General features: G+C 41.6%; 10 protein-coding genes and 1 pseudogene. 4 read left to right on the top strand and 7 right to left on the bottom strand.

All coding sequences use genetic code 11. The features are described 5' to 3' along the window. Window positions 1–214: 214 nt before the first annotated feature. Window positions 215–442, top strand: a complete 228-nt coding sequence (locus tag PSF67_RS16950; protein ID WP_272677305.1) for a SymE family type I addiction module toxin — start codon at window positions 215–217, stop codon at window positions 440–442. A 40-nt stretch (window positions 443–482) separates the two neighbouring features. On the opposite strand, the gene PSF67_RS16945 is transcribed toward PSF67_RS16950, so the two are convergent. The 3 genes from PSF67_RS16945 to PSF67_RS16935 all read right to left on the bottom strand — a co-directional run bounded on the left by PSF67_RS16945 (window position 483) and on the right by PSF67_RS16935 (window position 1,833). Beyond that, on the bottom strand, window positions 483–788 hold the full coding sequence (locus PSF67_RS16945; RefSeq protein WP_166268390.1) for a hypothetical protein: 306 nt from the start codon (window positions 786–788) through the stop codon (window positions 483–485). Window positions 789–795: 7 nt separating this feature from the next. Next, the gene (locus tag PSF67_RS16940; protein ID WP_166268394.1) at window positions 796–1,152 is read right to left on the bottom strand and encodes a hypothetical protein; all 357 of its coding nucleotides are present in this window, start codon (window positions 1,150–1,152) and stop codon (window positions 796–798) included. A gap of 75 nt (window positions 1,153–1,227) precedes the next feature. Next, on the bottom strand, window positions 1,228–1,833 hold the full coding sequence (locus PSF67_RS16935) for a hypothetical protein (protein WP_272677304.1): 606 nt from the start codon (window positions 1,831–1,833) through the stop codon (window positions 1,228–1,230). Window positions 1,834–2,062: 229 nt separating this feature from the next. On the opposite strand from PSF67_RS16935, the gene PSF67_RS16930 reads away from it, so the two are divergent. After that, the gene (locus tag PSF67_RS16930; protein WP_206276570.1) at window positions 2,063–2,218 is read left to right on the top strand and encodes a SymE family type I addiction module toxin; all 156 of its coding nucleotides are present in this window, start codon (window positions 2,063–2,065) and stop codon (window positions 2,216–2,218) included. 37 nt (window positions 2,219–2,255) lie between these two features. Here PSF67_RS16930 and PSF67_RS16925 read toward each other — a convergent pair whose 3' ends face one another. Together PSF67_RS16925 and PSF67_RS16920 are read right to left on the bottom strand one after the other, a co-directional pair. Further along, complete coding sequence (locus tag PSF67_RS16925; RefSeq protein ID WP_272677303.1) at window positions 2,256–2,717, bottom strand: hypothetical protein; 462 nt, start codon at window positions 2,715–2,717, stop codon at window positions 2,256–2,258. Then, window positions 2,714–4,459, bottom strand: a complete 1,746-nt coding sequence (locus PSF67_RS16920) for a VENN motif pre-toxin domain-containing protein (RefSeq protein ID WP_272677301.1) — start codon at window positions 4,457–4,459, stop codon at window positions 2,714–2,716. Before PSF67_RS16920 ends, PSF67_RS16925 begins: the two co-directional genes overlap by 4 nt. 63 nt (window positions 4,460–4,522) lie before the next feature. Between PSF67_RS16920 and PSF67_RS16915 the strand changes: the two are divergent. Both PSF67_RS16915 and PSF67_RS16910 read left to right on the top strand, forming a co-directional pair. Continuing rightward, window positions 4,523–4,642 (top strand): annotated as a pseudogene (locus PSF67_RS16915) (helix-turn-helix domain-containing protein); the annotation flags it as partial. 77 nt (window positions 4,643–4,719) lie between these two features. Further along, window positions 4,720–4,947, top strand: coding sequence for a SymE family type I addiction module toxin (locus tag PSF67_RS16910; protein ID WP_272677299.1), 228 nt, complete (start codon window positions 4,720–4,722; stop codon window positions 4,945–4,947). Window positions 4,948–4,995: 48 nt separating this feature from the next. On the opposite strand, the gene PSF67_RS16905 is transcribed toward PSF67_RS16910, so the two are convergent. Together PSF67_RS16905 and PSF67_RS16900 are read right to left on the bottom strand one after the other, a co-directional pair. Next, window positions 4,996–5,472: a hypothetical protein gene (locus PSF67_RS16905; protein ID WP_195698256.1), complete on the bottom strand. Its 477-nt coding sequence runs from the start codon at window positions 5,470–5,472 to the stop codon at window positions 4,996–4,998. Beyond that, on the bottom strand, window positions 5,469–7,052 hold a 1,584-nt coding region (locus PSF67_RS16900; protein WP_272677298.1), incomplete at its 5' end, for a VENN motif pre-toxin domain-containing protein. The genes PSF67_RS16900 and PSF67_RS16905, both read right to left, overlap by 4 nt.

The following is a 7,052-nucleotide window of genomic DNA, read 5'->3' as shown; positions in this document are numbered from 1 at the left end:
GCCTTTGCCTGCATTAATAAGCGCCAGTTTGAAGCGATTTCACAACTCGATGAGAAAGAGAGAGAAGCGATTGAGACCGTGATCAACAGCATCTTACATATGCATGATGCGAAGCGCTGGACAACAAAAAGTAATTAACTAGCTTTTAGCGCGGCTAATACAGGGTGCAACCTGCCAACACCGCTAACCACAACAACTATACGAGGTAGTCACCATGGCTAAGCGCGATTGTTGTGTAAAAATACCGACGGCTAAAGAAGAAGTGGTCAAAACCAGACAATATACAGTGGGTTACGTCCCAAACCGAGGTAAACCCAACCCCAGCCCACAACTGACTTTAAGCGGTAAGTGGCTGAAAGAGACGGGGTTTGAGGTGGGCAGTCACTACACCCTTACTCGCCAAGCCGGACAGCTGATTATCCGGTTGGCTGAGGGGAAGTAAAGCCGCTAAAGAGATCCCAGTATTGAACTGGGATCATATCTCATATTAGATCTTCACCATTATGAAGGACTATAACCCTATCTTTCCCTAACTCTTCTTTAACTAGGTGAGCAATTTCATTTGTACATATTTCAAGTAATTTATTCGATACACTAATATAGAAATAAGACTCAGGATCTAAACCGTATTCATTTGAAATTTCTTTGTCAAATGGTCCTAATTCTCTTGCTCTATATAAAATATAGTGCTTTGGGAAAATTTCTGGGTATTTAGTCAAAAATACATCCAGTTTTTTTTGTAACTCATCGACCGATAAAGTCGTGTAACATCTTAAATCTATAGACATATCTCCCTCATTTCACTCTAACAGCATTCCCAGATTTATCAATAATAATCACTTTATCCAACCCCATAATTGGCCATTTAGTAAGCTGCTGTTGTAACTCAGGAACAGAAACTTTAGTATCGGACATATTAATAACTACATTGTTAGTTTGTCCTTTGTCTATTTTTCCTTTTACCTCAGACCATATATTTCGCACACTACTTGACTTAGGTGCATAGTTATCAAAAATTTCCCCATTAATGCGATAGTCTGGGTCTTTATTTCCTAAAACGGCCGGGTTTTGTTCTACATGAAAACCTGATTTAGATAATATTTGAGCACTCTCATTTTCACGATTAAGTGAACGAATATTTTCTTTTGTCATTTGAGGAGTGACTTTTGTAACGTGCCCTGTCAATAAACCATCAGATTTAGTTATTACATTGCCGATTGTCCCTGTTTACCATACATTACTTTCAGGAGAGACAATCCCACCACTCGGCTTACCTGTAGTAACTTTATTTCCTAAGTAGCCGCCTGATACAGCCAGCCCACCAAGACCAACATTGATTAGACCGTCAGCGATTTTACCATCTGCAATTTGAGCAAGACCAGTTCCAGTCTGATAAGAACCGCCTGAAATCAACGCTAACCGCATTAATTGGCTGGCTCGTCCCGGCCCAGCTAATAACGCATCAGTACCAATCATCGCTTGCCATGCATGTCTTTCTTCAGTGCTGAGTTGTCCTAACGCTTTATTGTATTCAGCAGACAAATCAGGTGTTGCACTACTTGGATACCTCAATATCTGTTCTACAGCCTTGAGTGCATCCGCTTCACTCATTCCCCTCAATTGCAACTGTGTAGCATACGCATTAAGGTATTCAGTTAATGCGGCTTCGCCTGCTTTATCTAGCGTACCTTGACCATATTGATAGAGTAATTTGTCGGTATAATTATCTTTATCTGTTAAATAGATAATATTTTGAGAAGCTTCTTTAAGGTTTTTTCCAGCTTTTTGATCTTCGAGTGCTTTATCTCTTTTATCGTTATCATCTGGACTCAAAAGGTTATTCTCAACAACAACTCATTCCATTGCAACTTAGCCGGATAAAACCATTTTTTCCTAGTACACTCAGTGAGTTATGAGTTAATGTCCCTAGTGCATTTTCACGTTTGGAGTTGCTTGCCCCGACGTGCGTTTTGGTTTTTGTAGAGCATGTTTTCACAGAACTTTGTTGTAAAGTAAAACACCGACGGCTAAAGAAGAAGTACTCAAAACCAGACAATATACAGTGGGTTACGCCCCCAACCGAGGTAAACCCAACCCCAGCCCGCAACTCACCTTGAGCGGTAAGTGGTTGAATGAGTTGGGGTTTGAGGTAGGCAGTCACTACACCTTCACTCTCCAAGCCGGACAGTTGATTATCCGGTTGGCTGAGGGGGAGTGAGGCAACTAAGGAGATCCCAGTGTGAGGCTGGGGTCTTTTATTTAGATATCAAGCTACAACGAGATAAAGAACCATCCTGTTTGAATTGAAAATTCAAATCATAATAATCAAATTTATACTTAACCCAGCTATTAATGTAGCCAAGAAGCATATCCATATTTCCGCCACCTTGCAGAGAAGGCTTTCCTAATACTTTCAGCGTATTATCTTTATTCCACCCTACGCATATATCATATATCAACTTACCTTTGTATATTTTGTAACCTTCATCATCGTTTAAATAAAAATGTACATGGCTTAATACGTTTTGTCGAAATCCTATTTCTATCCCTGAATGTTTGAAGCTGTAATATGTTGTCCTGCCAATAGGATCATTATATTCGGTTGGATCGGATGATACGTCTGCAACTTCATTTATAGATAAACAAAGCCACTTAACCTCTTGCGAGTTCTCTGGCTTACCGAGAGCACTGATAAATTCAGCCCACTGAATCATCATTTAATAACTCCTTTATCTCTATTTCGTTCTATTATATTTTTAATTGCATCATCGACTAATTCAGGATCATAACCACGATCTAACATATTTTTTCTTAGCGCCTCAGTATCACGGCATTGTGCGCCACAAAGGTCTGCTGCATCTTTATTTACTTGAGTCGCTGAATTTTTTCCTTTATATGTAGGGCCAGCGGCATGCACATCTTTAGGAACTTCAACAACCGTAGAATTATTAAATAGCTTATTTGATTCTTCCTTAGTAAGAGGTCTACCAAGTTCATTTTCTTTAGCTTTCTTCAACGCTGCAAATAATGGAATATGGTCATGTTCTAAATTATCACCGATCTTAGAGCGAGCCTTTAGTTCTTTATAGGAACCTACATCCAGCGCCTTAACTGCCTGTATTTCATCACTTGCCTTATTAATCAGCCTTGAAGCTTCAGCAATATCCCCTTCTTTTAAAGCTTTATCCGCAAGTTTGATATATTTACCTGCGCCATCTCCTAGTACAGGTATCAAAGCGACAGTTGCGGCCAAATAATCTATTGCACTTTCAGCTTCTGCAAAACCTTTGATATCGCCAATAATTGGTACAAAATCAATACCGAAGTCAGTTGCACCTTTAAGTAACTCATCACGATGCTCATCCATTTTAGCTGAGCACGCATCTGCATTAAGCTCGGCACAGTTTTTCTGTTTAAATTCATCAGTTAGTTGTTTTAGTTGTTTCTTCGCATCTTCGTATTTTTCTTCTTGGGATTTTCCAGTAACTAACTGGTCAACTATCTCACTCAATGCATTATTCTCAACCGTCGTCTTCCCTGCTTGGGCTGCATTCCCTGCACTCGAGGTATCTCCACCCACTAAACCGCCTGCAATACCCGCTGCCAGACTCGCAAATGCACTGACTGTCGCTTTTTCATCTTCCGTCAGCTGGCTAGCTGGTTTGTTATACAGTTTCTCAGATAACATTCCAACCGCTTCCGCTGTCATTGCACCGAGCGATTGTGCCCCCGCATTTTCACCTTTTGCCAGCGCTAATGCAACATTCGCAATACCGTGTGCGGCTATTTTCCCTTTATCATCTTCGATATGTTGACCGATGTAGTTCGCAATATACGGCGCACTCGCATTCGCTACCGCTTTATTCACATCTCCACTGATAAGCCCTTGAATCAAAGCGGTGCCTGACTCGACTATACGGCGATTGTCCCCTCCGACACCCCATTCAGATTTGTTAACTTGAGCTTGAATAGCATCTTCTCTTTCCTTGCTACTCAGCTCAGGGTGCTCTCTATCTACATCCTTCGTAGCTTTAATCGTCTCATTCGTCACCGCAATATCAGTAATCTGCTTACCTAATTCGCCCACTAACTGCGTTTTTTCTATCCGTTTTTGCTCTTTTTCTTTGTCAAAAATCGTATTGAGCTTCTCATGGGCATTATCTGTATCACGGCTTAACTCGTTGATATCTTGTTTCTGATTATCCTTATCTCGAATTGTAATCTCACCTTCTGACACCGCTGAGTGTGTCGTATTGCTGTCTTTCCCTTTGTTATTCACATTAGTCAGCAAGGAGCCTGCGGCATTATCCGCAAGCTGGTCTGCAAATGGAGATCCCCCTGTGCTAAAGCCGCCACTTTGGCTATCCACCTTGTACTCAGCTTTATTTTTGATATCCCCAAAGCCCAGTGTGCCCGTATCCAACTTGTTCTTTTCAGCGTCCGCAGTGCTGCTAATCACCGCCCCATCGAGTTGCGTATGATTACCGACGGTGATATCAAAACCGCCTTTGCCTGCATTAATAAGCGACAGTTTGAAGCGATTTCACAACTCGATGAGAAAGAGAGAGAAGCGATTGAGACCGTGATCAACAGCATCTTACATAAGCATGATGCGAAGCGCTGGACAACAAAAAGTAATTAACTAGATTTTTAGCGCGGCTAATATAGGTTGCAGCCTGCATTAACCGCTAACCACAGCAACTATACGAGGTAGTCACCATGGCTAAGCGCGATTGTAGTGTAAAAACACCGACGGCTAAAGAAGAAGTGGTCAAAACCAGACAATATACAGTGGGTTACGCCCCGAACCGCGGTAAACCCAACCCCAGCCCGCAACTCACCTTAAGCGGTAAGTGGCTGAATGAGTTGGGGTTTGAGGTAGGCAGCCACTATACCCTCACTCGCCAAGCCGGACAGTTGATCATCTGGCTGGCTGAGGGGGATTGACTCTATCGATACATATCAAAGGTAGTAGGTTTTAGAAATTAGAGCTCACTACCTATCTTTTTGATAAAAAGTTAGAGATGGCCCATAATCAGATTCTAAATTATGAAAATCTACTAAAAATTCTTTTGTTGGAAATGCTTTTTTAAGGGACATTTCCCAAGAACACTTCATAACTTGGCATAACTGCAAGAAAATTGAGTCAGATGTATTATCTAAATTGCCTGTGAATAGGTCATATAAGTGTACATGATTTAACATTTTTTCTATTGCAGAACGATTCGTTCCAAATTGTTTTTTCCACTCATTAAAGTTACTTTCTTCATACCTATCACTTAATAATATGCAACCATCTATATCAACGAACTCAGGTATCAATAATTTCACACTACAAAGTACATCTTCTGGATGACAACAATCACTAATATAGTCATTAATCGTCATATCGTTTGGAGAGCCCCAGTTATTTTTCCATAGTTCATAACGAGTTAAATCATGTGGCTCTTCAATTAATATAATTTTTTTCATGGAATTTCATCCTCACGAACTGGTCGGGGTAACGCTTTAGTTGATGGAGACTGAACCCTTACTCGCCCATTAGGTAATACATTACGCCCATACTCTATAACATGAGGAGTCGAAACACCTCCGTGTGCAGCACCAGTGACATCAACCCGTTTCAAAATCATACCGTTAGAATCATAAGTCGCATAGCTTGTAATATTTCCTTGGTTATCAGCTCGATATACAGTACCGTTTTTAGGTCCATTCTCAATTTGGAACCTTCCACTTACTTGTTGAGCATTCTCTAATGGGCCACCCGCAAGGTTAGTCGTATTTCGAGGGGGTCGTTGATGATTATTACCTGTATTTTGTGGAGACTGAGAACTACTTTCTGAGTCTTTTTGTTTACCACCTTTACTGCCCCCGCCCTTAATCCCAACAACAGAAATTCCAGCACCCGGTACAGCGCCACCAATTCCAATATTTTCCCCTGCTTCTTTAGCTATTAATGCACCTTTAGCTGTGACAGATAGTGAGTCATAAATCGCTTGAGCACTTTGGGCATTTTCCGCTTTCACAAAATTAACAAGTTGAGCACGGTCTTCACTACTCAAATCATCAACAAGGGCAGTCCATTTCAGGCCATCAGCAACATCAATACCGCCATTTAAATCAGACCACGCACCGATAGCATCAAACGAATCTCCATCTTTAACTTCAGCAATGGTTTTATTTCTGTTGTCCTCACTGATTCTACCGTATTTAGCATAAATCCCTTTTTTATCAGCGCCTGTTCTATCTGCTTCTTCAAGTTCTCTCATCATATCAACAACATTTTGAGAGCTCAGATAGTTATTCTCAACCGTCGTCTTCCCTGCTTGGGCTGCATTCCCTGCACTCGAGGTATCTCCACCCACTAAACCGCCTGCAATACCGGCTGCCAGACTCGCAAACGCACTCACCGTCGCTTTTTCGTCTTCCGTCAGTTGGCTAGCTGGTTTGTTATACAGTTTCTCAGATAACATTCCAACCGCTTCCGCTGTCATTGCTCCGAGCGATTGTGCCCCTGCATTTTCGCCTTTTGCCAACGCTAATGCAACATTCGCAATACCGTGGGCAATGATGCGTCCTTCTTTGTTCTTCTCTGGAATATTTTTGGCGATTTCATTCGCAATGTACGGCGCACTCGCATTCGCCACCGCTTTATTCACATCTCCACTGATAAGCCCTTGAATCAAAGCGGTGCCTGACTCGACTATACGGCGATTATCCCCTCCGACACCCCATTCAGATTTGTTAACTTGAGCTTGAATAGCATCTTCTCTTTCCTTGCCACTCAACTCAGGGTGCTCTCTATCTACATCCTTCGTAGCTTTAATCGTCTCATTCGTCACCGCAATATCAGTAATCTGCTTACCTAATTCGCCCACTAACTGTGTTTTTTCTATCCGTTTTTGCTCTTTTTCTTTGTCAAAAATCGTATTGAGCTTCTCATGGGCATTATCTGTATCACGGCTTAACTCGTTGATATCTTGTTTCTGATTACCCTTATCTCGAATTGTAATCTCGCCTTCTGACACCGCTGAGTGTGTCGTATTGCTGTC

It is taken from the genome of Providencia sp. PROV076, from assembly GCF_028483405.1.
In the GTDB taxonomy this organism is placed as follows: domain Bacteria; phylum Pseudomonadota; class Gammaproteobacteria; order Enterobacterales; family Enterobacteriaceae; genus Providencia; species Providencia huaxiensis.
Note: the sequence above shows the minus strand (reverse complement) of the source record. Positions and strands in the feature narration are given on the sequence as shown.